This is a genomic window from [Ruminococcus] lactaris ATCC 29176, from assembly GCF_025152405.1.
Classification (GTDB): Bacteria; Bacillota; Clostridia; order Lachnospirales; family Lachnospiraceae; genus Mediterraneibacter; species Mediterraneibacter lactaris.
The window spans coordinates 2,303,620-2,327,014 of sequence record NZ_CP102292.1 but is presented as its reverse complement, the minus strand read 5'-3'; the positions used below and the strand labels follow the sequence as shown (position 1 = coordinate 2,327,014).

Sequence of the window (23,395 nt, the reverse complement as noted above, 5' to 3'; positions counted from 1 at the left end):
AAGCAATGATATTTCTGACGGTGTCCGTTCTTGCTCTGTCATTTCCGGGGTGTGGAAAAAAAGAAAATACCTCAGACCGGACACTGAGGGTAGGCATTGTGACGTATACACAGGACGATCCTTTTATCAATACCATGACAGAGCAGATCCGGGAGGATCTCAAATTAAAAGAGTCAAAAGATATGAAGATTCTTGTTTCTGTAAAGAATGGTGATAATGATCAGAGAGACCAAGATGAACTGGTGGAAGAAATGATTGCAGCAGGGTGTGATGTGCTGTGCGTGAATCTAGTTGACAGAACCGCACCGTCAGATATCATCAAAGCAGCAAGACAGGAAAAGATTCCGGTGATCTTTTTTAACAGAGAACCTGTAAAAGAAGATCTGATGCAGTGGGATCAACTGTACTATGTAGGGTGCGATGCAAAGCAGTCGGGAGAAATGCAGGGAGAAATTGCAGCAGATTATCTGAAAGCTCATCCGGGAGCAGATAAGAATCAGGATGGCAAGATCCAGTATGTACTCTTAGAGGGAGAAGCGGGACACCAGGATGCTATCAGCCGGACGGACTGCTCGGTAAAAACGCTGATTGAGAATGGCATAGAGCTTGAAAAATTAAGTTATCAGTTCGCAGACTGGAACAGGGGGCAGGCAGAGAATCGTATGAGCCAGTTGATCGACCATTATGGGACCGAGATCGAATTGGTTATATCCAATAACGATGAGATGGCACTTGGTGCAGTAGAGGCATATAAAAATGCAGGATACAGTCAGGAACAAAGACCGGTTATTTTCGGAATAGACGGACTGGAGGATGCACTGGAGGCAGTAAAAGAAGGAACAATGCAGGGAACAGTATACAACGATAATGTAGACCAGGCAGGAGAGATAGCCCGGCTTGCTGTTGATCTTTTTAAAGGAAATGATATCAGTAAGCATAAACTGAAAGATGGAAGATACTATATGTCTTTATATCAGAAAGTAGAAACCGGGAATGTAGATGAATTTTTAGAGAAATAGATCTTTTTAGGAAAACAGAAATATAAGTAGAAGACGGAGAAGAAAATGCAGGACAGAGAAAAGAAAGAAGAACACAGAGAAAAGAATATCGGGCAGGAAGGAAGAAATGGGCAGGAAGGAAGAAATGGTCTGGAAAGAAGAACCGGACTGGAAACTGACAGACAGGAAGACCGAGAAGAGAAATTGTGGAGAGAGGCATTTTATCAGGAGCTGGATGCAGTAAAAAGGCAGCAGATGCTCAAAGAGAGGGAAGAAGTAAGAAACATTGGTGAAAATGCAGATAGAACTACCGCGGAAATCCGGTTTATGGAAAAGCTGTGGATTGCAAGATACGGGAAGAGAAGACCAAAAAAAGATGCATTTGTAGGAAGTCTTATGGAATTAAAATATATTGCAGAAGGAGGCTCTGTAGATCTTGGCGGGCAAAAGAGAAAGCTTGCAATAGAAATTATTACGAAGCTTTGCTTATTTGATGCAGAGAAGCGAAATGTATGGGAACAGGAACTGTTACTGCAGGAACTGAAAAATGCTTTTCTAAAGCTGATTGATGTAAGCCGGAAAGGAAGAGGATTCACTTCAATCGTATTTGGAATGGGACAGTTATCAGAAGAAAGTGTGGCAAAGAAAATTGCCGATCAGATCAGTATGATCGCATTTGCCGCTCCACATATGCTGCATATGGATAAGGAGTTTGAACTGCTTCAAAAAGCAGCTCTTGCTGCCTTCAGACAGGAATATCCCCAGAGAGAACATTTTCTGAAAAAATAATCCGTCATGGAAATGAGTTTCTTGCGAAATAAAGTTATTTATGAACCCAAGTCCATTATGAAACCGTTTTTCTCGTGAAAATGAATTGCTCCGGGGAAATAGGAAAGAGGTATCTGGTATTGTTAATTAATATAAGCTGTTTACATCATCAGTGGCGTACCATGACTCACCTTGCGGATTATCTTAAAGATGATGGTCGCAGGTAAAGAAACCAGGATGTAAAGTGTAGAGAAGACACCGACAGCCCCACCGATAATCATAAGTAAAATTAAGCCGATATTCATAATGTTGCACACTCCTTTTTGTATTCTGAACAGTGTCTATTTTAGAAAAAAAGAATGTGAAAAGGAATAAAAAGAAAGTCTTTTTAGCATAATTTTAGCAGGCCTGATATCAGACCTGCCCGTCATCTTCTGCCATGCGGTAGCCGACACCGACTTCTGTAAAGATATAATGTGGCTGGGCAGGATCAAGCTCAATTTTGCGACGGATATTCGCCATATTTACACGCAGGATTTTATTGTCATCATCTGCATAAGGTCCCCAGACATTGGAAAGGATCGAGGCATAAGTAACAACCTTTCCAGAATTTTGTGCCAGATAGGCAACAATCTTATACTCAACAGGTGTCAGATGAACGGGTTCATCCTCCAGGGTGAGCAGCCTTTTGGAAAAATCCAGTGTCATTTTGTCATGTCTGTAGGCTTTGATATATAACTCCTGATCAGTATGCATCCGGTTGCTGTGCCGCAGGGAGGTACGGATCCTGGCAAGCAGTTCGGAAGTACCGAAAGGTTTGGTTATGTAATCATCAGCACCAAGGTCAAGAGCCTGCACCTTTTCGCGTTCCGCACTTCTGGCGGAGATCACGATGATGGGGATACTCGACCATGTCCGCACATCCCGGATGATCTGATTTCCGTTCATATCGGGAAGTCCGAGATCAAGAAGGACAAGATCAGGACATTGAGAACGGATGAGACTTAACCCTTCCGTACCGGTATCGGCACAAAGGACCCGGTAGTCATGACGGATCAGGATTTTACGCATAAAAGTCTGGATATTTTTTTCATCTTCAATAATCAGTATCGAAAATTTAGGCATTGTCAGCTCTCCTTTTCTTTTGGAAGTGTAAAAGTAAATTCAGCCCCCTTTGTATGATCACCGGTATGGTTGGCAGCGGTAATCTGCCCGCCGTGTGCCTGTATGATCGTCTGGCAGATGGAAAGTCCGATTCCCATCCCTCTGTGGCTGTCACTGGAGCCGGACGAAACTTGTCCGCCTTCAAAAATATGAGGCAGAAGATCCTCGGAAAGTCCACGGCCGTAATCCCGGACTGAAAATGAAATGGCATCATCCAGTTCTCGGATGATCAGATCCACTGGTTCTGTGCTTCCTGAATGAATCAGGGCATTTTCCATCAGATTGATCAGCACTTGTTCGATCAGGGTAGGATCCATAGGGATCATGAGAAAATTATTTGGCATTGATACATGGATCACAGCATCAGGGATTCGTTTCTGAAGCCTCAGGATCGCCTCAGAGACCACTTCTTCTACAACCTCGGCAGATTTCTTTACCTTGTCAGCAGAACTGCTGTTAATACGGGTAACGGTCAACAGATTTTCCACCATATTTAAAAGCCATTCTGAATCCTCCCGGATATTGGAAACCAGCTCTGTACATTCGGTTTCGGAAAGCTCTTCCCGGTTCTCAAGGTAGGAGTCGGCGGAACCGATAATGCTGGTAAGAGGTGTCCTGAGGTCATGGGAGACGGCTCGGAGGAGGTTGGCACGCAGTTTTTCCTTATCTGCTTCAGCAAGCTGCTTTTCACGTTCGGAGATAGCCTGCTGCTGTTGCTTGAGTGAGGTGGTTACTGCACCGGTGATCAGTGCAATCGTAAGCATTCCGGCAAAAGTGACAGGATATCCGTCCAATGTAAAATTTAATCGGAAATAAGGGTATGAAAAAAAGTAATTTACTGCGAATACACAGAAAATCGAAGCGATGATCCCATAAATATAACCACTTGTCTTTAATGCGATCAGGATCAGTGCCAGTGTATAGAGGACTGTGATATTGGCAGTATATTTATTTCCAAAATGAAAGAAGCAAAAAGAAATAATGGTCGTTACAGCCAGAAGCAGGACCGTGATTGCCAGGTTCCATCGTATTTTTTTCATAAAGAATCACTCCTCTTAAAAATGAATCATCCTGATTGAAAAATTAGCACAGCCATAGGCTGTGCTAAAATAATCTTTCAGAGATCCTGCGGGAATCAGAAGATCAGATCAATCAGAAGATCAGATCTTCTCTCCATTTTTGTATTTGCGAAGAACATTCTGGATTCTTTCATTCGGACTTAAAATCTGACTCAAAGAACCGTCATGGTTCAGAGTGTCGATAATCAGTGCAATATACTTGCTCATATCGCAGTTGATATAATATGGTTTGGAGAGCAGCTCCGGTGTCTGATAGATCAGGTTTGTAGTCAGAACACCTGTCAGAACACCCTCTTCATAAGCCTTATCAAACTTCTCAAGTCCATTTGTGAAGAGTCCGAATGTAGCAGCGGCAAAAATGCGGTTCGCTTTTCGGCGTTTCAGTTCGGTTGCAACTTCAATGATACTTTCTCCTGAAGAAATCATATCATCAATAATGATCACATCTTTTCCTTCTACGGAAGAACCGAGAAATTCATGAGCAACAATTGGATTACGTCCGTCTACAACCTGTGTATAATCACGGCGTTTATAGAACATACCCATGTCAAGACCGAGGACATTTGCAAGGTATACGGCACGGTTTGTTCCGCCCTCATCCGGGCTGATTGCCATCATATGGTCACTGTCGATCTGAAGATCTTTATAAGTACGAAGCAGTCCCTTGATAAACTGATAAGTAGGGGAAACTGTCTCAAATCCGCTCAGCGGAATCGCATTCTGTACACGAGGGTCATGAGCATCAAATGTAATAATATTGTCAACACCCATCCGCACAAGCTCCTGAAGTGCAAGGGCACAGTCCAGAGACTCACGGGAAGTTCTCTTATGCTGGCGGCTCTCATAGAGGAACGGCATGATTACGTTGATACGGCGTCCTTTTCCTCCGATTGCAGCAATGATACGCTTCAGGTTCTGATAATGATCGTCCGGTGACATATGGTTTGTATTGCCGGTAAGAGAATACGTGACGTTGTAGTTGCAGACATCCACCATCAGGTACAGATCCTTACCACGTACAGATTCTTCGATGATGCCCTTAGCTTCACCGGATCCAAAACGCGGAACACTGGCTCCGACAAGGAAAGTATCTTTCTCATAGCCGGAAAAGGCAGCATCACCTTTAAACTGATGAGCACTTTCATGACGCCATTTTACGAGATAATCATCCACTTTCTGTCCCAGCTCTTCACAGCCTCTAAGGGAAATAATTCCAAGACTTCCAACAGGGATATTTTCTAAGGTTCTTTCTGATCGAGTTAACATGAGTATCCTCCTAATGTTCTAACTTCTTTTTGATTCGTATATCATCACCGATGATCTTCAACAGACTGTAACTGCTTGTAATCCTGGAAAAAGAGCGTTCTGTATACAGATCCGCAAGAGATTCCAGAGAAAGGTTTGTTGAGATGATCGTTGATTTCCTGTGTAACAGTCTTTCATTGATACAGGTAAAAAACTGGGATGCAATGAAAGAATTTGTATATTCTGTGCCCAGATCGTCGATGATCAGCAGATCACACTCAAAGATGTATTCACTCATATTGCGGGCATCCACATCTTTTTTATCGAAGGTATTCTGAGCCAGCGTATTGAACAACTGCGGAGCAGAAAAATAGATCACTGAAAATTCACGGTTGATGATCTCTTTGGCAATGCAGGTGGAAAGATAAGTCTTTCCGACACCTACATCCCCATAAAGGAAGAGATTGTGAAATTCTGTTCCAAAGCTGTCAACAAAATGACGACAGATCTCTAAAGTATTTTCCATCGCCTCCCGGGCAGAACGTCCGGTTTTTTTATCGTAATGTGAACGAGAGTAATAGTCAAGCCTGAAATTTGAAAAATCTGCATCTTCAGGGATTTTTTTTATGTTCGACTGCTCATAAAGCAGTTCTATGATGGCTTTTTTAAAGCAATGACATTTTTCATTACCGATATAACCGGTATCCTTGCAGTCGGGACATTCATAAACCGGTTCAAGGTAATTTTCCGGATAGCCGGCAGATGTCAGAAGCTTTTTTTTACTTGCACGAAGAAGGGCAAGTTCTTCTTTCAGGGAAGAAAGGGCAGTGGGATCTCCGTTGAGGAGCTTCTTTCCGTACTGGACAGAAAGAATGGAAATAGAGTCATCCAGTGACTTGAACTCAGGAAGCTTTGTATAGACTTCCTCATAGCGTGCAGTCTGGATGTCGTGGCTCTTCAACTGTCTTTTTTCATATTCACGCATGATGGCATGATACTGTGCATTTCTTAATCCCATGGGATGTCTCCTTTTAAATTGCTTTTGGTTCCTGGTACCGGGTTGAAGGTTTCAAAACCAGGTGGTATTTCCAATCTTTAATTACTTTTCAGCAACTGGGCTTCTAAAGAGTCCATATCATAACTCCGGCGTTCAAAGTTATTCAGGTTCTTTGTATTTGGCTGCCTTGGGGCAGCAGCTCTGCGGCTGCTGCGTTCCTTCTGATACTGCTCGTCCAAAGCGGCAATATCCTGAAGATGGCGGACACCCTGCTCATACCAGCGGGTCAGGATACGGTCTGCATATTCAAAACTTGGCTGATGCGTTGCAGAAATCGTCCGGCGGCAGGCCTCCTGGATGATGTCGGCTTCAAAGCAGTACTGCTCTGCCCATTTATTAATGAAAGCAAGCTCAGAAGTTGCCGGTCCGCGGTTCTTGATTCCGAAGGCATTCAGGACAGTATAGCAGTTGCGGTTATAAACGGCAGACTGTTCCTTTGCCTGTGAGACCGTGCTGATCCCGTCCTTTGCCCATGCAATGGCAACCTTCTGTATATAGTGCATACTTTTATGCCCGCTTTCCACGCACGTCTCAAGCAGATATTCAATCAGGGAAGAGGACATATGAAGTTCATTGTAAAAATATGTAATCATATCGACATCCGTATGCGAAAGCGTCTTTCCGAGGTATTGCTCTGCAATAAAGAACAGAGATTTTAATTCTTTCTGTGAACGGAACGCATCCATGGCGATCGGTTCAGAGGAAGTACCGGAGAAAGAAGAATCCGGGGAAGACTCGAAAGTTCCGGAAGATTCATCAGGTACTGTTCCGAAAACGTTCATAACAGAAGCAGGCTCTTCCATACTGTCTGTCAGTTCCTGTGAAGAGGAACCCGGAGAAAACGCTGATGCATCTTCTGTATCAGAGGACAAAAGCTCGATTCCTGAAATACTTCCATCCGCATCTTTCGTGAGACGGAGCAGTCCGGTGGACTCCCAGTAACGGAAAGCACGAAGGACGTCATTCTCCGTATTGTTCAGGCAGTCAGCGATCATGGAAACCGTCAGGACAGAACCCGGCTCGTTCAGATAACGAAGAAGCAGCAAATATACTTTTACAAATTCCCCGTTGGCACTGACCATATAATGATCTATAAATTCATTCGGCAAGATGGTTGCATTTGCCTGAAACCGATTCTTTAACTTCAATCTCTTCATGACGTTATCCCACTTTCTATTTTATCTCTTTTGTCAAACTGCTCCGACATCTTATAGGTGTGATTATTATAGCATTTTCCGAAACTGTTAAAAAGGACTTTTAAGTGGGTAAATCCCCCTTTTTTGTAGATAACTATGTGGAAAACCGGGGGAAAACTCGTAGAAAATGTGAATATCTCTGATCAAAAGTCAGTGTGGCAGGTGCAAAATGCGGACATTTCCGGTTGAAAGCCAGTGGGACAAGCAAAACCCGGCAGAAGCTACAGTCCGAAGATCCTGTACTCTGCCGGGGAATATCCGCCTGGGCGGGATTATTTTAAGATGTCTTCACCAATCTTCACTACATCTCCGGCACCCATGGTGATCAGCAGATCACCGGACTTGCAGTTCTCTTTCAGAAATGCCTCGATCTCTGCAAAGCTTGGATAGTAGTGTGTGTCCGTTCCGAGTTTTGCGGCTTCTTTGGCAAGGTCGGAAGAGGAAATACCAAGGGTATCCGTCTCACGGGCAGCATAGATATCTGCGAGGACCAGATGGTCGGTATGAGAGAGGGCTTCTGCAAATTCATGGAAGAAAGCCTTGGTACGAGTGTAAGTATGCGGCTGGAATACGCACCATATTTCGTTGTGTGGATAATGCTGTGCAGCCTTGAGGGTAGCAGCAATCTCCGTCGGATGATGTGCATAATCGTCCACAACGGTCACACCGTTAAAAGTTCCCTTGTATTCAAATCTGCGGTCTGTTCCGCTGAAGGATAAAAGTCCTTTTCTGATCGTATCCATCGGAATACCGAGCAGCTCTGCTGTTGCAATGGCAGCCAGGGCATTGGATACATTATGGTCACCGGTCACGGAAAGCTGAACGCGTCCACAGGAAGTATTGTGCTTTAATAACTCAAAGGAAACAAATCCTTTTTCATCATACTGGATCTCAGTTGCACTGTAATCAAATTCTGCAGAAGAACCGTAAGTGATAACATTGCAGTCCAGTCCTTCATAGATCTCCTGGTAATCCTTGATGTCTCCGTTGATGATCAGAGTTCCATCAGAAGGAAGTAAGGCACTGAACTGGTGGAACGAATGACGGATATCCTCCAGATCCTTGAAGAAATCAAGATGATCCTCTTCAATATTAAGGATGACACTGATCTTCGGATAAAAATGAAGGAAACTGTTCGTATATTCGCAGGCTTCTGTGATAAAATTCCCGGACTTTCCTACCCGGATATTTCCACCGATCGTCTTCAGGATGCCGCCTACAGAAATGGTCGGGTCCATATCTGCTGCAAGAAGTACCTCGGAGATCATGGAAGTAGTTGTGGTCTTTCCGTGAGTACCGGATACGGCAATCGGAGTATCATAATTTTTCATAAGCTGCCCTAAAAGCTCCGCACGGGTCAGCATCGGAATCTTCTTGCCGACAGCTTCCATCAGTTCCGGGTTACTCTTGTTGATCGCTGCTGTATAAACGACGCAATTAATATCATCTGTAATATTTTCGGCACACTGTCCATAATGAATCACTGCACCTTCAGATTCCAGCTTTTTCGTCAGAGGTGATTCTTTTGCATCGGATCCTGATACAGTGAAGCCTTCTTCAAGAAGAATCTCTGCCAGCCCGCTCATGCTGATACCGCCAATGCCGATAAAATGAATGTGGATCGGTTTTTGAAAATTGATCTTATACATAGATATTCCCTTCTTTTCATAAACTTAGTAGTATAAAAAATTCTGCAAAAGCACTCAGAACAGATGGTACTTTTGCGGATTCAGGCAAAAAAATGCCTTTTTTAGTCATAAAATAGCGTTGTCTTCTATATTATACTATATATACAAAAAAATTAAAGGAGATATTTTTGGTGGAAATTGATAAAAAAAGAAAAAAAGAAAGAAAAAAATTGTAAAAAATGTTTGCGTAGCAAGAAATTATGCTATAATAGGTATAACTTACTAGAAATGAGGTGACAGAATGTATAAGAAAGAAATGATTGCCATGTTGCTTGCGGGAGGACAGGGCAGTCGGCTTGGTGTACTTACGTCGAAGGTCGCAAAACCTGCTGTAGCTTTTGGCGGAAAGTACCGTATTATTGATTTCCCGTTGAGTAACTGCATTAATTCGGGAATTGACACTGTCGGAGTACTGACCCAGTACCAGCCCCTGCGTCTGAATACGCATATCGGGATCGGAATCCCGTGGGATCTGGACCGGAATGTAGGAGGAGTATCCATTCTCCCACCGTATGAGAAGAGTTCCAACAGTGAGTGGTATACAGGAACAGCGAATGCAATTTATCAGAATCTGAACTATATGGAGACTTATAATCCGGATTATGTACTGATCTTATCAGGTGACCATATTTATAAGATGGATTATGAAGTGATGCTGGATTTCCACAAGGCAAATCATGCAGATGTAACGATTGCAGCCATGCCGGTACCAATCGAAGAGGCAAGCCGTTTCGGAATCGTGGTGACGGATAAAGAGAACCGGATCAAAGAGTTTGAGGAAAAGCCGGAGAAGCCCAGCAGTAATCTTGCATCCATGGGAATCTACATATTCAGTTGGCCGGTTTTACGGGATGCACTGATCAAGCTGAAGGATCAGCCAAACTGCGATTTCGGAAAGCACGTGATTCCGTATTGCCACAGCAAGGGGGACAGGCTTTTTGCATATGAGTATAACGGCTATTGGAAAGATGTGGGAACCTTAAGTTCTTACTGGGAAGCAAATATGGAACTGATCGATATCATTCCGGAGTTTAATCTTTATGAAGAATACTGGAAAATCTATACGAACAGTGCGAACCTGCCGCCACAGTATATTTCAGAACAGGGGGTAGTGGACAAGTGTCTGATTGGTAATGGTTCTGAAATCTATGGTGAAATACACAGTTGTGTGGTCGGAGGAAGTGTGACTATTGGAAAGGGAACGGTGATCCGGGATTCGATCATCATGCAGGGTGTTACGATCGGTGAAAACTGCGTGATCGATAAAGCAATCATAGCAGAGGATACGGTGATCGGAGACGAAGTTTCCATTGGAATCGGCAGTGAAGCACCGAATAAACTGAAGCCGAATATTTACAGTGGCGGACTGGCAACGATCGGTGAGAAATCCGTGATACCATCCGGTGTGCAGATCGGAAAAAATACAGCCATCAGCGGTGTTACATCAGCGGAGGATTATGTTGGCGGAGTACTTGAGAGCGGAGAGACATTGATAAAGGCAGGTGAAAGAGTATGAGAGCAGTAGGAATTATTCTGGCAGGCGGGAATAGCAGGAAGATGCGGGAACTGACTTCCAAGCGTGCGGCAGCCGCCATGCCGATTGCAGGCAGTTATCGTGCCATTGATTTTACGCTGAGCAATATGACAAATTCTCATATTCAGAAAGTTGCAGTGCTTACTCAGTATAATGCAAGATCCCTGAATGAACATCTCAATTCTTCCAAGTGGTGGGATTTTGGCAGAAAGCAGGGAGGCCTGTATGTATTTACGCCAACGATCACGGACGATAATGGATACTGGTACCGCGGAACGGCAGACGCGATTTATCAGAATCTTGATTTCCTCAGGAAATGCCATGAGCCATACGTGATCATCACTTCAGGGGATGCAGTCTATAAGATGGATTATAATAAAGTCCTGGAATATCATATTGCAAAGAAAGCGGATATTACAGTGGTCTGCAAAGAACTTGCACCGGATGAGGATGCGACCCGGTTCGGAACCGTAAAGATGAATGAGTCCTGCAGGATCGAAGAATTTGAGGAAAAACCGGTAGTTGCAAGATCACAGACTGTTTCAACCGGGATTTATGTGATTCGCAGAAGACTGCTGATCGATCTGGTAGAGCAGTGTGCAGAAGAGGAACGGCATGATTTTGTAACAGATATCCTGATTCGTTACAGGAATGTAAAGAAGATTTATGGTTATAAAATGGGAACTTACTGGAGTAATATCTCAACAGTAGATGCTTATTATAAGACGAATATGGACTTCCTGAAGCCAGAGGTAAGAAAGTATTTCTTCAAGGAATTACCGGCAGTTTATTCAAAAGTGAGCGATCAGCCGCCGGCAAAATATAATCCGGGTGCTGTGGTAAAGAACAGCCTGGTCGGAAGTGGAAGTATCATCAACGGCACAGTGGAAAATTCCGTGATATTTAAGAAAGTATTTGTGGGAAATAACTGTGTGATCAAAAATTCGATCATTCTCAATGATGTGTATCTTGGGGATAATACCTATATTGAGAACTGCATCGTGGAAAGCAGGGATACGATCCGTGCAAATACAAGGCACGTCGGAGAAAACGGGGTCAAAGTTGTCGTAGAAAAGAATGAGAGATATGCATTATAGTTCAGAAAATGCTTATGAGAAAAGGAGAACGTAACTATGCAGATTACAGATGTACGTGTGCGGAGAGTAGCAAAAGAGGGGAAACTGAAAGCTGTAGTTTCTATTACGATCGATGATGAATTTGTAGTTCATGATATCAAGGTCATCGAAGGTGAAAAGGGCTTGTTCATTGCGATGCCGAGTAAGAAGGCAATGGATGGAGAGTACCGGGATATTGCACACCCGATCAATTCGGGAACAAGGGAAAAAATCCAGTCAACGATCCTCGGAAGATATGAAGAAGCTCTGGAAAAGGAACCTGAAGAGGAAGTACAAGAGGCATAATGCATAACGGTTGATCAGAAGAACGGAAATAAATGTGGTGTGTAAATGAAGTGAAAGCCGGAGAACAGAAGCAGTCAGGTTCTCCGGCTTTTATCTTTATGTTAATAGAAGTTTAATACGGACTATTTGGGCTGAAAATATGGTACTGATTTTAAAGGACTTTCCCCGCAGACAGCGGATATTCTTCCGGAACCGGCAGTGTAAATTCCATTTTTTTACCTGTTACAGGATGGCGGAAACTGAGCCGGAATGCACAGAGGAGCAGCTTCGGGGAGGAAGTTCCTGTCAGGTTATATTTCCGGTCACCGATCAACGGATGTCCCATATGTGCCATTTGAACACGGATCTGATGATGCCTGCCGGTATCCAGATGAATTTTAAGCAAGGAACAGGAACTGCCGTCAGCAGTCGTTCCGGCTGCAAGTACCTTATAATGAAGTTTTGCAATCTTTGCCTGCGGTGTATCTTTGGAGCAGATGTGAGAGGTATTTGAGCGTGCATCTTTTACAAGATAATCGGTCAGATCCGCTTCTGCTTCAGAAGGAACTCCCTCTGCCACTGCAAGGTAATATTTGCCGAAACCGGAAGTTGTCAACTGTCGGGAAAGCTCTTTGGCGGACCGGGGAGTCTTGGCAAAAACCATCAGTCCCTCTACAGGCTGATCCAGCCGGTGAATCAGGGCGAGATAAGGTGAACGGGATTCTTTCCTGAGATGATTTTTTAAAATACTGACCAGGTCAGGCGTTCCGATTCGGTTCGTCTGTGCAGGAACACCGGAAGGCTTATGGCAGACCAGAATTTCCTGATCTTCAAAAAGAATCCGGGGAATTTTAGATAATGACATAGAAATACGTCCTTTCTTTGTTGTTTCTTGACAATTTTCGTGGCAGCGTCTAAACTGAATTATGATATAAATGAAAGAACAGGTCAAGCCTTTAAGGAGGAAATACCCTATTATGGATTATAAATGGGAACAATTTGGGGACGAAATAAAGCAATCAGTTCAGGATGCAGTGGAACGCGGCGATTTCAGCCGGCTGAATCAGACGGTAAATGACTCTGTGAGCAGAGCGGCAGATGCAATCTCACGGGGAATGAAAAATGGGGGCTGGTATCGTGATCCAAAAGCCAATGGTGGCCGGAATCCAGATCCAAAAATGAATAGCGGCCGGAATCCAGATCCCGGAATGGCAGGCAGCAGGAACAGGGCAGATGCCCCATGGAACAGAGGCGGACAGCAGAATGTCAGACCACAGTATCCGGCACAAAGTCAGGTGCGTTATCTGAAAGGAACATCAGAAAAGATCGGAGGCGTCTTCCTTGCGGTGACAGGTGGAGTCTTTGGAACCGTGACACTTGCAGCAACGATCATCATGCTCGTAATGCTGGCGGTTACCACTGCCGAGGCAGCAACGATTGCCGGTACGCTGATCTGCGTATTTTTCTTTCTGATCTTTGCAGGAATGTTCGGGAAGGGAATCGGGATGGTAAGCCTGGTGAGCCGTTTCAGAAGTTATGTGAAAGTGATCGGTGAACGGGAGTTCTGTGATCTGGGAGAACTGGCAACAAGAACCGGACGGGATTTGAAAAAGATCCTCAAAGATGTGAAAAAAATGATTGGCAAAGGATGGTTCAGGCAAGGGCATCTGGATGAAAATGAGAAGTGTCTCATCGTCAGTGAGGATGCATGGAATCAGTACCGCAGCACGATGGAAAATATTCACAGGCAGCAGGCAGAAAAAGAAGCGGCCGAAGAAAGAATGAGGCAGGAATATGACAGCCTGACGCCGGAAATAAAAAAAGTAATCCAGACAGGAGACGAATTTGTAAAGCAGATCCGGGAGGCAAATAAAGCGATCCCCGGTGAAGAGATTTCAGCAAAGATTTCTCATATGGAAATGCTGGTGGATAAGATTTTTGACCGTGTAGAGCAGAATCCGGCATCAGTGGGAGATATCAGAAAGCTGATGGAGTATTATCTTCCGACTACGATCAAATTACTCCAGGCATATCAGGATCTGGATGCACAGCCGGTGCAGGGGGAAAATATCATTTCTTCTAAAAAGGAGATTGAGAAGACGCTGGATACTCTGAACAGGGCATTTGAAAAATTACTGGATGATTTATTTCAGGAAACTGCATGGGATGTATCTACGGATATTTCCGTACTGCATACCATGTTGGCACAAGAAGGACTGACAGAGGATGGTCTGAAAAAATAAAGAGCAGATGGAGGACGAAAAGATGAGTGATGAGTTTAAGGATGTGAGCACAGTTCCAACTCTGACGCTGGAGCCGTTCCAGCCGGAAGCGGAAAAGCAGGCTGTTGTAAAGACAGAGGAACCGCCGATGGATGAGACGATCCTGACCGAAGAAGAACGGAAGATGGTGGATGAATTTGCAAAGCAGATCGATCTGACCAATTCGGGTCTGGTACTTCAATATGGAGCTGGTACGCAGAAGAAGATGGCAGATTTCTCAGAGTCAGCACTGGAAAATGTAAAATCAAAAGATCTCGGTGAGGTGGGAGAACTTTTATCCGGTGTTGTAAAAGAACTGAAATCCTTTGATGAAGAGGAAGAAAAAGGGTTCTTTGGAATCTTTAAAAAAGCTTCCAACAAGATCGAATCCATGAAGGTGAAATATGCCAAGGCAGAGACGAATGTCAACGAGATCGTGAAAGTACTTGAATCCCATCAGGTGCAGATGCTGAAGGATGTTGCTCTGCTGGATAAGATGTATGAACTGAATCTGACCTATTTTAAAGAATTATCCATGTATATCCTGGCCGGAAAGAAGAAACTGGAAGAGGCGAGAAGTACCCAACTGGCAGAACTGATGGCGAAGGCAGAGCAGACCGGACTGCCCGAAGATGCCCAGGCTGCAAAAGATTTTGACGCAATGTGCAATCGCTTTGAAAAGAAACTGCATGACCTTGAGCTGACCCGTATGATCTCGATTCAGACAGCACCGCAGATCCGTCTTGTTCAGAATAATGATACACTGATGGTTGAAAAGATTCAGTCTACGATTGTAAATACGATTCCGCTCTGGAAGAGTCAGATGGTGCTTGCTCTTGGAGTGGAACATTCCACGCAGGCAGCCGCAGCACAGCGTCAGGTGACGGATATGACGAACGAACTGCTCAGGAAGAACGCAGAGAAACTGAAAATAGCAACCACAGAAACGGCGAAAGAATCAGAACGTGGTATTGTTGATATTGAGACACTGAAGGCAACAAATGAAACTCTGATCTCTACTTTGGATGAAGTGATGGCAATCCAGAAAGAGGGAAGAGAGAAACGTCAGGCAGCAGAGGCTGAACTGAAAGTGATGGAGCAGGATCTGAAGACAAAGCTGCTTGAGATCCACAGTTGATGACGGAACATTGGAGACACGCTTCGGATCCGCAGTTGGCAGGATCAGCAATTTCATGATGGAAAAGATAAGATTCTTGACACGTTCGGATTTATCAGTTAGAATCATCAATGACAGAAAGCGAAGAACGGGATTAGTAGATAGAATGAGTGCTTCAGAGAGGAGACGGTTGGTGTGAGTCTCCGCAGGAATCTATAGAACCGGCCCGGGAGCTGCTGTATGAAAATACAGCGTAGAGCCTGCGTTAAAGGCGAAGTGAGTGGATGATGTATGACAGATACATTATTAATTAGGGTGGTACCGCCGAGACATTCGGTCCCTATCGTGGGGCTGCGTGTCCCGGCGTTTTTCGTTTACGTGAGTAATGAGTAAAAAGGACAGAGAAGGAGAAGTACGATGGCAAAGAAATTAGTACAGAATATCACTGCCAGGGAAGAAGATTTCGCACAGTGGTATACAGATGTAGTGCGTGAGGCAAAATTATGTGATTATTCAGGCGTAAAAGGTTGCATGAATTATCTCCCGAATGGGTATGCATTATGGGAGAATATCCAGAAGGAACTGGATGCACGTTTTAAAGAGACAGGTGTAGAAAATGTATATCTTCCGGTTATGATCCCGGAAAGTCTTCTTCAGAAAGAAAAGGATCATATTGAAGGATTTGCACCGGAAGTTGCATGGGTGACTCATGGAGGAACAGAACCGTTACAGGAAAGATTCTGTATCCGCCCGACATCTGAGACACTGTTCTGCGATGTGTGGAGCAAGACGGTACAGTCTTACCGTGATCTGCCAAAAGTATGGAATCAGTGGTGTTCTGTTCTGCGTTGGGAGAAGACAACAAGACCGTTCCTGCGTTCCAGAGAATTTTTATGGCAGGAAGGACATACGATCCATGCCACATATGAGGAGGCAGAAGAGCGTACAAAGCAGATGTGGAGAGTCTACAGAGACTTCGTACAGGATGTACTTGCAATCCCGGTAGTATCAGGACGCAAGACAGAGAGTGAAAAATTTGCGGGAGCTCAGGATACTTACACGATCGAAGCACTGATGCATGACGGAAAAGCTCTTCAGTCAGGAACCAGCCATTTCTTCGGAAGTGCATTCCCGAACGCATTCGGTATCCAGTATTCAGATAAAAATAATGAACTGCATGAAGTTTACGAGACATCCTGGGGAATGTCCACAAGAGTAATCGGAGCATTGATCATGGTACACGGAGATGACAGCGGTCTTGTGATTCCACCGAGAGTTGCACCGGTTCAGACGATGGTGATCCCGATCGCCCAGCATAAGGAAGGCGTACTTGATAAGGCAAATGAACTTCTTGATACATTGAAGGCAGCAGGATACAAAGCGAAGATCGATGATTCAGACAAAGCACCGGGATGGAAGTTCAGCGGACAGGAGATTCTCGGAATCCCGACACGTATTGAGATCGGACCGAAGGATATTGAGAATAATCAGGCGGTTATCGTTCGTCGTGATACAAGAGAAAAGATCGTAGTTTCTCTCGATGAGATTACAACAAAGCTGGCAGAGGTTCTTGAGACGATGCAGAAGGACATGTTCGAGAAAGCAAAGACATTCCTTGAGGCACATATCAATACAGCGACTACCATGGACGAGATGAACGAGAAATTCAATGAAAATCTTGGATTTATCAAGGCAATGTGGTGCGGTGATGAAGCGTGTGAAGAAGAGATCAAAGCACAGACAGGCGGAGCAACTTCCAGATGTATCCCGGAGGAAGAAGAACAGCTTTCCGATGTATGTATCTGCTGTGGCAAGCCTGCAAAGCACATGGTATACTGGGGCAAAGCATATTAAAATAAAATCGCTTGAGGCAGAAAAGAGTGGAAATTATTTCTGCCGGAAAAGGATTGTCAGAAGGACATGACGGAAAGTGGATTTTGCTCAGGAAAATAACAGAGGACATTTTCTGAAGAGAAGAGAGTGTACTCTGTTATTTTTTATGCCAAAAATGCGAAAAAGCCTTGACTTTCGGCGATAAACGTAATAAACTGAACGAGCGTGCGAAAAAAGGCAATGTTCTTTTGATGCACAAAAAAGGATAATGATTTGATTATCCGCAGCCCCTTGAGGCATAAGCCCAAGGTAACGAATAATTCATAGGAGGTGAAAAGAATGCCAACATTTAACCAGTTAGTTAGAAAAGGACGTCAGACTTCTGAGAAGAAATCTACAGCACCGGCACTTCAGAAAGGATATAACTCACTGAAGAAGCGTGCAACTAATGTATCTGCACCACAGAAGAGAGGTGTGTGTACAGCAGTTAAGACAGCTACACCTAAGAAGCCTAACTCAGCTCTGAGAAAGATCGCCAGAGTTCGTCTGTCAAACGGAATCGAAGTAACAAGCTACATCCCAGGAGAAGGACACAACCTTCAGGAGCATAGCGTAGTTATGATCCGTGGAGGAAGAGTTAAGGACCTGCCAGGTACAAGATACCACATCATCCGTGGAACACTTGATACAGCAGGTGTTGCTAAGAGAAGACAGGCTCGTTCTAAATACGGTGCTAAGAGACCGAAAGACGCTAAGAAATAAGTCGCGGATCGCAGTATAGTATTTCAGATTAAGTGTAACTAATAGTTAAATCGTATCACAAACAGAACTATGATTAGTCGTAGGTTGCGGATGCTATATAGATTTCGCGGCTGCGAGCACATGGAATGTGATCTCATAGAAAGACACATGTGAGTACCGATGAATTAATCCCGGTGAAACCGGAAAATATGATTAAGGAGGGAAGGACCGTGCCACGTAAAGGACATACTCAGAAGAGAGATGTATTAGCGGATCCAATATACAACAATAAAGTTGTTACCAAACTTATCAACAACATCATGCTGGATGGTAAGAAAGGCGTAGCACAGAAGATTGTATACGGAGCATTTGAAAGAGTAGAAGCTAAGGCTGAGAAGCCGGCTATTGAAGTGTTTGAAGAGGCTATGAACAACATGATGCCAGTTCTTGAAGTTAAAGCAAGACGTATCGGTGGAGCAACATACCAGGTACCGATCGAAGTAAGAGCTGACAGAAGACAGGCACTTGCACTTCGCTGGTTGACTATGTATTCACGTCAGAGAGGCGAGAAGACACAGGAAGAAAGACTGGCAAATGAAATTCTTGATGCAGCTAACAATACAGGTGGAGCTGTAAAGAGAAAAGAAGATATGCACAAGATGGCAGAAGCAAACAAAGCGTTTGCTCACTATCGTTTCTAATTATTTTAGGAGGAAAAAATCTTGGCTGGAAGAGAATATCCATTAGAGAGAACCAGAAATATCGGTATTATGGCTCATATTGATGCTGGTAAGACTACACTGACAGAGCGTATTCTTTACTATACCGGTGTTAACTATAAGATTGGTGATACTCATGAAGGTACTGCTACCATGGACTGGATGGAACAGGAGCAGGAAAGAGGTATCACAATTACTTCAGCCGCTACAACATGTCACTGGACATTGGAAGAGAAGACAAAAGTGAAACCGGGTGCGTTAGAGCATCGTATCAATATCATTGATACTCCGGGACACGTTGACTTCACTGTAGAGGTTGAGCGTTCACTCCGTGTACTTGATGGAGCTGTCGGCGTATTCTGTGCTAAGGGTGGTGTTGAGCCTCAGTCAGAAAACGTATGGCGTCAGGCAGACACATACAACGTACCGCGTATGGCATTCATCAATAAGATGGACATCCTTGGTGCTGATTTCTACAACGCTGTAGAGCAGATCAAGACAAGACTTGGAAAGAACGCAATCTGTCTTCAGCTTCCAATTGGAAAAGAAGACGAATTCAAGGGAATCATCGACCTGTTCGAGATGCAGGCCTACATCTACAATGATGAAAAGGGTGATGACATCTCTGTAACAGACATTCCGGAAGAAATGAAGGATGAAGCAGAGCTTTATCATACAGAGCTCGTTGAGAAGATCTGCGAGCTGGATGATGACCTTATGATGGAATACCTTGAAGGTGAAGAGCCTTCAATCGATGCAATGAAAGCAGTTCTGAGAAAAGCTACATGTGAGTGTACAGCTGTTCCGGTATGCTGCGGTACTGCATACAGAAATAAAGGTGTTCAGAAACTCCTTGATGCAATCATCGAGTTTATGCCGGCTCCAACAGACATCCCGGCAATCGAGGGTGTTGATGAAGACGGAAACGAAGTAGTAAGACACTCTTCTGATGAAGAGCCGTTCTCTGCTCTCGTATTTAAGATTATGACAGACCCATTCGTAGGTAAGCTTGCTTACTTCCGTGTATATTCAGGTGTTATGAACTCCGGTTCTTATGTACTGAATGCTACAAAGCAGAAAAAAGAGCGTGTTGGACGTATCCTTCAGATGCATGCCAACAAGCGTGAAGAGCTGGATAAAGTATATTCAGGAGATATCGCTGCAGCAATCGGATTCAAGTTCTCTACAACAGGAGATACAATCTGTGATGAGCAGCATCCTGTAATTCTTGAGTCCATGGAATTCCCGGAGCCGGTTATCGAGCTTGCTATCGAGCCTAAGACAAAGGCTTCTCAGGGAAAACTTGGAGAATCTCTTGCAAAACTTGCAGAAGAAGACCCGACATTCCGTGCTCATACAAACCAGGAAACTGGACAGACAATCATCGCTGGTATGGGTGAGCTTCACCTTGAGATCATCGTTGACAGACTTCTTCGTGAGTTCAAAGTTGAGGCTAACGTAGGTGCACCTCAGGTTGCTTACAAAGAGTCCATCACAAAACCGGTTGATGTTGACAGCAAGTATGCGAAACAGTCAGGTGGACGTGGACAGTACGGACACTGTAAAGTTAAATTCGAGCCAATGGATGTCAACGGTGAGGAGACATACAAGTTCGAGTCTACTGTAGTCGGAGGAGCTATTCCGAAGGAATACATCCCGGCAGTAGGTGAAGGTATTGAGGAAGCTATGAAATCTGGTATCCTTGGAGGATTCCCGGTAGTTGGTGTTCATGCTAACGTATACGACGGATCTTACCATGAAGTCGATTCCAGTGAGATGGCATTCCACATCGCTGGTTCTCTTGCATTCAAGGATGCAATGAAGCAGGGATCACCTGTACTTCTTGAGCCTATCATGAAGGTAGAGGTTACAATGCCTGAAGAATATATGGGAGATATCATCGGAGACCTGAACTCACGTCGTGGACGTATCGAAGGTATGGATGATCTCGGTGGTGGAAAGATCGTACGTGCGTATGTTCCGCTGTCAGAAATGTTCGGATACTCTACAGACCTTCGTTCCAGAACTCAGGGACGTGGTAACTACTCAATGTTCTTCGAGAAATACGAGCCAGTACCGAAGTCTGTACAGGAGAAGGTATTATCCAATAAAAATGCCTAAAATATTATAAAAGGCTTGAAAATCGGCTAAGTTTGAAATATAATCAAACTTAGCCAGGTTTAAAATCGAAACCAAAACTAGGTTGCCCCATATCGGGCTATATTTTTAAGGAGGATATTCAAAATGGCAAAGGCTAAATTTGAAAGAAACAAACCGCATTGTAATATCGGTACTATCGGTCACGTTGACCACGGTAAGACAACTCTTACAGCTGCTATCACAAAAGTACTTTCTCACAGAGTAGAAGGTAACGCATCTGTAGATTTCGAGAACATTGATAAAGCTCCGGAAGAGAGAGAGCGTGGTATCACAATTTCTACAGCTCACGTTGAGTATGAGACAGCTAACCGTCACTACGCACACGTTGACTGCCCAGGACATGCTGACTACGTTAAGAACATGATCACAGGAGCTGCTCAGATGGACGGAGCTATCCTTGTTGTAGCTGCTACTGACGGAGTTATGGCTCAGACTAAAGAGCATATCCTTCTGTCCCGTCAGGTTAACGTACCATACATCGTTGTATTCATGAACAAATGTGATATGGTTGATGACGAAGAGCTTCTTGAACTCGTAGAGATGGAGATCCGTGAAGTACTTAGCGAGTATGACTTCCCAGGCGATGACACACCGATCATCCAGGGATCAGCTCTTAAAGCTCTTGAAGATCCAGACGGAGAGTGGGGAGACAAGATCATGGAACTCATGGACGCTGTTGACACATGGATCCCAACACCAGAGCGTGCTACAGACAAACCGTTCCTGATGCCAGTAGAGGACGTATTCTCTATCACAGGACGTGGAACAGTTGCAACTGGTAGAGTAGAGCGTGGTACACTTCACGTATCTGACGAAGTTGAAATCATCGGTATCCACGATGACGTTAAGAAAACTGTTGTAACAGGTATCGAGATGTTCCGTAAGCTTCTTGACGAGGCTCAGGCTGGAGATAACATCGGAGCACTTCTTCGTGGTATCCAGAGAACAGAGATCGAAAGAGGACAGGTTCTTATTAAACCAGGTACAGTAAACTGCCATAAGAAATTCACATGCCAGGTTTACGTACTGACAAAAGACGAGGGTGGACGTCATACTCCATTCTTCAACAACTACCGTCCACAGTTCTACTTCAGAACAACAGACGTAACAGGTGTTTGCGATCTTCCGGAAGGCGTAGAGATGTGTATGCCTGGAGATAACGTAGAGATGACAGTTGAACTGATTCATCCAGTAGCTATGGAGGAAGGTCTTCGTTTCGCTATCCGTGAGGGTGGACGTACAGTAGGATCAGGAACTGTAGCTTCTATCATCGAGTAATTAATATCCAGATAGATTTGTTATCGCAAGATAACGCTGTGTCCAAACGTAAGATACCCGTAGAACTTTGGTTCTACGGGTTTTTCTGTTGTGTGGAAATATATAAAAGAGTGGAAAAGAGAATAACGAACAGTATAGAAAAACGGTTGCCGGGAGAGTATCCTGACAACCGTTTGTGATAACAGAATGATAACAAAATATATAATTTTCGCTTTTTAATACCAGGCAGACATTCCTTCTTTTAAAATTTCCCTAGAATTGTAGCCTTCTATGATTTTGCTGATTGCATGATCTGCAAAAAAAGTTTTTGTAAATTCAGTTGTTGCTGAAGGCCATTCTTCTTCCGTTAAAAGTGGAAGCTCTTCTTCTCTTCTCATGTCATTAACAGAATCTCTGAGTTCATTTTGTTCGGCTACAGTAACAATATGAGAAAAATCATTATGTGCCATTTTCTGGATTTCTACAGTTTCATTTAATTTGTCAATTAGTATAATTCCATGCATCTCATCTTCATCACCATTTGGAAAATACCAATAAATAAGATATTGATCAGTTTCTTCCATTAATCTAAAAGTAACCATTTCGTCACACTTTCTATAAATGCAAAAATTAAGTTAGATCATAAACCCTGACAGTATTGTCCTCAGTGCCTTTTTTGACGATAGTATGACAACCTATCGTAGTTCCCATAGCACGCAGCTTCCATTCTTCCTGGGGAGCGTTGAGCTTATCCAGTTCTTCCTGTCTTTTATCTTCCTCTTTAATAGCTAATATTTCAGCTTTTCCCTTTTCATAGACATTTTTAAATTGACACCATTTCCTGAAAAAGTCCTGCATTGTAGGATTATCGAACGTCAGTGAAATCTTCTGCTCAGGCATCTCAGCAAGTGAGAGGTTCACTGAATCATCAATAGAAAACAACAGAGAGAGTACGTCTCCGACTGTTTCAATATTAAAATCCAGAAAAACACTAACATTTAATCCCAGTGCAGTTGCTATCTTTTCTAACTGATCCGGTTTTGGATTCCGGATTCCAAGTTTATATTTTCTGATTGTACCTACATTAATGCCGGACAGCTCGGCTAACTGTATCTAACTGTATCTCTAAATTCCCGGAATGCCCGGATTTTTTACCTACCATAATGTGCTGCCTCCTT

22 protein-coding genes and 1 other annotated feature are annotated in these 23,395 nt (G+C 43.8%); of the genes, 12 read left to right on the top strand and 10 right to left on the bottom strand.

What is annotated here, in order from left to right; translation table 11 throughout:
• The first annotated feature begins 5 nt into the window (after window positions 1-5).
• Window positions 6-1,019: a galactose ABC transporter substrate-binding protein gene (locus NQ541_RS10815; protein ID WP_023920786.1), complete on the top strand. Its 1,014-nt coding sequence runs from the start codon at window positions 6-8 to the stop codon at window positions 1,017-1,019.
• Between the two features lie 45 nt (window positions 1,020-1,064).
• Window positions 1,065-1,787 (top strand): DUF6553 family protein, encoded by a 723-nt coding sequence (locus tag NQ541_RS10810; RefSeq protein WP_005609017.1) that lies wholly within the window; start codon window positions 1,065-1,067, stop codon window positions 1,785-1,787.
• 140 nt (window positions 1,788-1,927) lie between these two features.
• Here NQ541_RS10810 and NQ541_RS10805 read toward each other — a convergent pair whose 3' ends face one another.
• The 7 genes from NQ541_RS10805 to murC all read right to left on the bottom strand — a co-directional run bounded on the left by NQ541_RS10805 (window position 1,928) and on the right by murC (window position 9,156).
• The gene (locus NQ541_RS10805; protein WP_005609015.1) at window positions 1,928-2,071 is read right to left on the bottom strand and encodes a hypothetical protein; all 144 of its coding nucleotides are present in this window, start codon (window positions 2,069-2,071) and stop codon (window positions 1,928-1,930) included.
• 109 nt (window positions 2,072-2,180) lie between these two features.
• Window positions 2,181-2,891 (bottom strand): response regulator, encoded by a 711-nt coding sequence (locus tag NQ541_RS10800; protein ID WP_005609013.1) that lies wholly within the window; start codon window positions 2,889-2,891, stop codon window positions 2,181-2,183.
• Window positions 2,892-2,893: 2 nt separating this feature from the next.
• The gene (locus tag NQ541_RS10795; RefSeq protein ID WP_005609011.1) at window positions 2,894-3,970 is read right to left on the bottom strand and encodes a sensor histidine kinase; all 1,077 of its coding nucleotides are present in this window, start codon (window positions 3,968-3,970) and stop codon (window positions 2,894-2,896) included.
• Between the two features lie 120 nt (window positions 3,971-4,090).
• Window positions 4,091-5,275, bottom strand: a complete 1,185-nt coding sequence (locus NQ541_RS10790; RefSeq protein WP_005609010.1) for a ribose-phosphate pyrophosphokinase — start codon at window positions 5,273-5,275, stop codon at window positions 4,091-4,093.
• A 10-nt stretch (window positions 5,276-5,285) separates the two neighbouring features.
• Window positions 5,286-6,272, bottom strand: a complete 987-nt coding sequence (locus NQ541_RS10785; protein ID WP_005609007.1) for an ATP-binding protein — start codon at window positions 6,270-6,272, stop codon at window positions 5,286-5,288.
• Window positions 6,273-6,349: 77 nt separating this feature from the next.
• A complete protein-coding gene (locus NQ541_RS10780) occupies window positions 6,350-7,468 on the bottom strand; it encodes a DnaD domain protein (protein WP_005609005.1) in 1,119 nt (372 codons plus the stop codon).
• Between the two features lie 311 nt (window positions 7,469-7,779).
• Window positions 7,780-9,156 (bottom strand): UDP-N-acetylmuramate--L-alanine ligase, encoded by a 1,377-nt coding sequence (gene murC, locus NQ541_RS10775; RefSeq protein ID WP_005609003.1) that lies wholly within the window; start codon window positions 9,154-9,156, stop codon window positions 7,780-7,782.
• A gap of 280 nt (window positions 9,157-9,436) precedes the next feature.
• Between murC and NQ541_RS10770 the strand changes: the two genes are divergently transcribed.
• The 3 genes from NQ541_RS10770 to spoVG are packed head-to-tail and all read left to right on the top strand — an operon-like array spanning window position 9,437 to window position 12,150.
• Complete coding sequence (locus NQ541_RS10770) at window positions 9,437-10,711, top strand: glucose-1-phosphate adenylyltransferase (RefSeq protein WP_005609001.1); 1,275 nt, start codon at window positions 9,437-9,439, stop codon at window positions 10,709-10,711.
• A complete protein-coding gene (gene glgD, locus NQ541_RS10765; protein ID WP_005609000.1) occupies window positions 10,708-11,826 on the top strand; it encodes a glucose-1-phosphate adenylyltransferase subunit GlgD in 1,119 nt (372 codons plus the stop codon). Before NQ541_RS10770 ends, glgD begins: the two co-directional genes overlap by 4 nt.
• Window positions 11,827-11,862: 36 nt before the next feature.
• Window positions 11,863-12,150 (top strand): septation regulator SpoVG, encoded by a 288-nt coding sequence (gene spoVG, locus NQ541_RS10760; RefSeq protein WP_005608998.1) that lies wholly within the window; start codon window positions 11,863-11,865, stop codon window positions 12,148-12,150.
• A 151-nt stretch (window positions 12,151-12,301) separates the two neighbouring features.
• Here spoVG and NQ541_RS10755 read toward each other — a convergent pair whose 3' ends face one another.
• The gene (locus NQ541_RS10755; RefSeq protein WP_005608996.1) at window positions 12,302-12,994 is read right to left on the bottom strand and encodes an RluA family pseudouridine synthase; all 693 of its coding nucleotides are present in this window, start codon (window positions 12,992-12,994) and stop codon (window positions 12,302-12,304) included.
• Window positions 12,995-13,106: 112 nt separating this feature from the next.
• On the opposite strand from NQ541_RS10755, the gene NQ541_RS10750 reads away from it, so the two are divergent.
• From NQ541_RS10750 to tuf, 7 genes are all read left to right on the top strand, one after another.
• Window positions 13,107-14,372, top strand: coding sequence for a 5-bromo-4-chloroindolyl phosphate hydrolysis family protein (locus NQ541_RS10750; RefSeq protein WP_044939980.1), 1,266 nt, complete (start codon window positions 13,107-13,109; stop codon window positions 14,370-14,372).
• A 22-nt stretch (window positions 14,373-14,394) separates the two neighbouring features.
• Window positions 14,395-15,528, top strand: a complete 1,134-nt coding sequence (locus tag NQ541_RS10745) for a toxic anion resistance protein (RefSeq protein ID WP_044939977.1) — start codon at window positions 14,395-14,397, stop codon at window positions 15,526-15,528.
• A gap of 114 nt (window positions 15,529-15,642) precedes the next feature.
• Window positions 15,643-15,852: a binding site (T-box leader), on the top strand.
• Between the two features lie 72 nt (window positions 15,853-15,924).
• Complete coding sequence (gene proS / locus NQ541_RS10740) at window positions 15,925-17,361, top strand: proline--tRNA ligase (RefSeq protein WP_005608991.1); 1,437 nt, start codon at window positions 15,925-15,927, stop codon at window positions 17,359-17,361.
• A 318-nt stretch (window positions 17,362-17,679) separates the two neighbouring features.
• Window positions 17,680-18,102, top strand: a complete 423-nt coding sequence (gene rpsL, locus NQ541_RS10735; protein WP_005608989.1) for a 30S ribosomal protein S12 — start codon at window positions 17,680-17,682, stop codon at window positions 18,100-18,102.
• A 209-nt stretch (window positions 18,103-18,311) separates the two neighbouring features.
• The gene (rpsG, locus tag NQ541_RS10730) at window positions 18,312-18,782 is read left to right on the top strand and encodes a 30S ribosomal protein S7 (protein ID WP_020437196.1); all 471 of its coding nucleotides are present in this window, start codon (window positions 18,312-18,314) and stop codon (window positions 18,780-18,782) included.
• Between the two features lie 21 nt (window positions 18,783-18,803).
• A complete protein-coding gene (fusA, locus tag NQ541_RS10725) occupies window positions 18,804-20,921 on the top strand; it encodes an elongation factor G (RefSeq protein ID WP_023920805.1) in 2,118 nt (705 codons plus the stop codon).
• Window positions 20,922-21,044: 123 nt separating this feature from the next.
• On the top strand, window positions 21,045-22,238 hold the full coding sequence (tuf, locus tag NQ541_RS10720; protein WP_005608983.1) for an elongation factor Tu: 1,194 nt from the start codon (window positions 21,045-21,047) through the stop codon (window positions 22,236-22,238).
• A 215-nt stretch (window positions 22,239-22,453) separates the two neighbouring features.
• Here the strand turns inward: tuf and NQ541_RS10715 are convergent, their stop codons facing one another.
• Together NQ541_RS10715 and NQ541_RS10710 are read right to left on the bottom strand one after the other, a co-directional pair.
• Complete coding sequence (locus tag NQ541_RS10715; protein ID WP_044939974.1) at window positions 22,454-22,819, bottom strand: hypothetical protein; 366 nt, start codon at window positions 22,817-22,819, stop codon at window positions 22,454-22,456.
• Window positions 22,820-22,847: 28 nt separating this feature from the next.
• Window positions 22,848-23,159, bottom strand: a complete 312-nt coding sequence (locus tag NQ541_RS10710) for a hypothetical protein (protein ID WP_233417817.1) — start codon at window positions 23,157-23,159, stop codon at window positions 22,848-22,850.
• Window positions 23,160-23,395: the final 236 nt, after the last annotated feature.

Excerpts from the sequence above, each read along its gene's own strand:
- NQ541_RS10815 (WP_023920786.1), top strand. The coding sequence starts at position 6 with ATGATATTTCTGACGGTGTCCGTTCTTGCTCTGTCATTTCCGGGGTGT.
- NQ541_RS10810 (WP_005609017.1), top strand. The coding sequence starts at position 1,065 with ATGCAGGACAGAGAAAAGAAAGAAGAACACAGAGAAAAGAATATCGGG.
- NQ541_RS10805 (WP_005609015.1), bottom strand. The coding sequence starts at position 2,071 with ATGAATATCGGCTTAATTTTACTTATGATTATCGGTGGGGCTGTCGGT.
- NQ541_RS10800 (WP_005609013.1), bottom strand. The coding sequence starts at position 2,891 with ATGCCTAAATTTTCGATACTGATTATTGAAGATGAAAAAAATATCCAG.
- NQ541_RS10795 (WP_005609011.1), bottom strand. The coding sequence starts at position 3,970 with ATGAAAAAAATACGATGGAACCTGGCAATCACGGTCCTGCTTCTGGCT.
- NQ541_RS10790 (WP_005609010.1), bottom strand. The coding sequence starts at position 5,275 with ATGTTAACTCGATCAGAAAGAACCTTAGAAAATATCCCTGTTGGAAGT.
- NQ541_RS10785 (WP_005609007.1), bottom strand. The coding sequence starts at position 6,272 with ATGGGATTAAGAAATGCACAGTATCATGCCATCATGCGTGAATATGAA.
- NQ541_RS10780 (WP_005609005.1), bottom strand. The coding sequence starts at position 7,468 with ATGAAGAGATTGAAGTTAAAGAATCGGTTTCAGGCAAATGCAACCATC.
- murC (WP_005609003.1), bottom strand. The coding sequence starts at position 9,156 with ATGTATAAGATCAATTTTCAAAAACCGATCCACATTCATTTTATCGGC.
- NQ541_RS10770 (WP_005609001.1), top strand. The coding sequence starts at position 9,437 with ATGTATAAGAAAGAAATGATTGCCATGTTGCTTGCGGGAGGACAGGGC.
- glgD (WP_005609000.1), top strand. The coding sequence starts at position 10,708 with ATGAGAGCAGTAGGAATTATTCTGGCAGGCGGGAATAGCAGGAAGATG.
- spoVG (WP_005608998.1), top strand. The coding sequence starts at position 11,863 with ATGCAGATTACAGATGTACGTGTGCGGAGAGTAGCAAAAGAGGGGAAA.
- NQ541_RS10755 (WP_005608996.1), bottom strand. The coding sequence starts at position 12,994 with ATGTCATTATCTAAAATTCCCCGGATTCTTTTTGAAGATCAGGAAATT.
- NQ541_RS10750 (WP_044939980.1), top strand. The coding sequence starts at position 13,107 with ATGGATTATAAATGGGAACAATTTGGGGACGAAATAAAGCAATCAGTT.
- NQ541_RS10745 (WP_044939977.1), top strand. The coding sequence starts at position 14,395 with ATGAGTGATGAGTTTAAGGATGTGAGCACAGTTCCAACTCTGACGCTG.
- proS (WP_005608991.1), top strand. The coding sequence starts at position 15,925 with ATGGCAAAGAAATTAGTACAGAATATCACTGCCAGGGAAGAAGATTTC.
- rpsL (WP_005608989.1), top strand. The coding sequence starts at position 17,680 with ATGCCAACATTTAACCAGTTAGTTAGAAAAGGACGTCAGACTTCTGAG.
- tuf (WP_005608983.1), top strand. The coding sequence starts at position 21,045 with ATGGCAAAGGCTAAATTTGAAAGAAACAAACCGCATTGTAATATCGGT.
- NQ541_RS10715 (WP_044939974.1), bottom strand. The coding sequence starts at position 22,819 with ATGGTTACTTTTAGATTAATGGAAGAAACTGATCAATATCTTATTTAT.